2 protein-coding genes are annotated in these 1,565 nt (G+C 61.5%); both read right to left on the bottom strand.

Features of this window, described 5'->3' with window-relative positions; genetic code table 11:
• Window positions 1–26 precede the first annotated feature (26 nt).
• Window positions 27–1,031, bottom strand: coding sequence for an adenosylcobinamide-phosphate synthase CbiB (gene cbiB, locus NW818_RS13640; protein WP_414424860.1), 1,005 nt, complete (start codon window positions 1,029–1,031; stop codon window positions 27–29).
• A gap of 13 nt (window positions 1,032–1,044) precedes the next feature.
• On the bottom strand, window positions 1,045–1,500 hold the full coding sequence (locus NW818_RS13635; RefSeq protein WP_414331465.1) for an Rrf2 family transcriptional regulator: 456 nt from the start codon (window positions 1,498–1,500) through the stop codon (window positions 1,045–1,047).
• Window positions 1,501–1,565 lie beyond the last annotated feature (65 nt).

The raw sequence follows: 1,565 nt of genomic DNA, 5'->3' as shown, positions 1-1,565 counted from the left end.
GGAAGCAACCGGTTGTTTAGTTCATCCTAGGGGGTGAAATAAACGACCATGAGTTGCAGAACGGTCAACAGGAGAGTTGCTCCCACCATCAAACTCCCCCAAATCCATACAACCTGTCGCAGCAGTCCCAAGCTTTCCCGCACCACTTGCGGGGTCAAGGGGCGAGCTGGGATCCCCAATTTGGGTTTCACCTTCGGGATCCCCTGATAGAAATTGGTTCCCCCCAATTGGATCTGCAGCCGCCAGGCAAAAGCCGCTTCGCTCCACCCCGAATTGGGGCTGGGATCCGCCTGCGCATCCTGACGACACCGCTGCCAGAACCCCCAAGGATCCCGGCTGAGCAGGGCCAGGGTGAGCACCGTCAGGCGGCAGGGCAGCCACGTCAGCCCATCCTCACAGCGGGCCGGCACTGTGCCCAAATGGGTGAAAGGGGGGTGGCGGTAGCCCACCATCGAATCCAGCGTGCTGCTGGCCTTGTAGGCTAGGGCCAAGGGCGCCCCTCCCAAGAAGGCGTAGAACAGAGGGGCAGTTGCTCCGTCGGGAGTATTTTCGGCCACCGTCTCAATCAGCGCCCGCAAAATCTCCGGCTCCGTCAGGTGCTCTGTATCCCGCCCCACGTAGCGGCTGAGCCGTTGACGGGCCTCCGGCAGATCCCCTTTTTCCAAGGGATCCAACACCTCCAACGCAGCAAAGCGCAGGCTGCGCCCTCCCAGACAACTGGCCATCAGGATCACCTGCATGAGGATCCCTGCCCAGGGATGGATGGCATTGCCGATGGCGACCAGTCCCCAGCCTATGCCGTAGGATCCCCCCACCAAAGTTAGGGTGAGAACTGCCCCGCCCCACTGTTGTGCTCGCGGAGTTGAGCAGTGCTTGAGGATATAGCCTTGCCCCCAGGCAATAACAGCCCCCATCACCCGCACTGGATGAGGCCAACCCCAGGGATCCGCCAGCAGATAATCCAAAGCCAAAGCTGCCGCCAGCACCACCCCGGCAGTTGGTTGGGCCGGGAAAAACAGCGATGACTCCATCCCGCCAGCACGCTCAAACCACAAATCCACTCTCCTGATCCTGAGCCGCCTGCCAGCTCCGAACATCAAAATACAGATCTTCCAAGGTGGTTTCCTCCAGCACCTGCTGCACTTGCCGAGCGATCCGCTTCCACAGGGCTTCCGTCACCCAGTCCAGCCGCTCCGCCGAATACACGGCTGTGGCGTCAGAACTCTCCACAAGAGGATGCAGGGATTCTCCCACCGCCGCCAAAATGGCGCTGATCGGGATCCGCCGCGGCGCCCGTGCCAACCGGTAGCCTCCCTGGGCCCCCCGTTGGGAACAAACCAAGCCGGCCTGGCGCAACTCAATCAGCAACTTTTCCAGGTAGGGAGCTGGGATCCCCTGTCGCTGAGCAATGGCCCGCACCGAAGCCATTTGCCCGGAGCCGAGCATCGCCAGATCCAACAAAGCTTTGATGCTATAGGTGGCCCGCGTTGTCAAGCGCACCGGGATCCCTCTCCGCAGCACTTCTCGATCCTGCCATAGGACTCCGTCCCGCTACCGCGAAAGGA

Origin of the sequence: Synechococcus sp. R6-5 (genome assembly GCF_047461775.1) — a bacterium.
In the GTDB taxonomy this organism is placed as follows: Bacteria; Cyanobacteriota; Cyanobacteriia; order Thermostichales; family Thermostichaceae; genus Thermostichus.
The sequence above is the reverse complement of the archived record's forward strand: the minus strand, read 5'-3'. Positions and strand labels throughout refer to the sequence as shown.

Bases quoted from the DNA above. Each gene is read 5' to 3' on its own strand.
- cbiB (WP_414424860.1), bottom strand. From the start codon at position 1,031: ATGGAGTCATCGCTGTTTTTCCCGGCCCAACCAACTGCCGGGGTGGTG.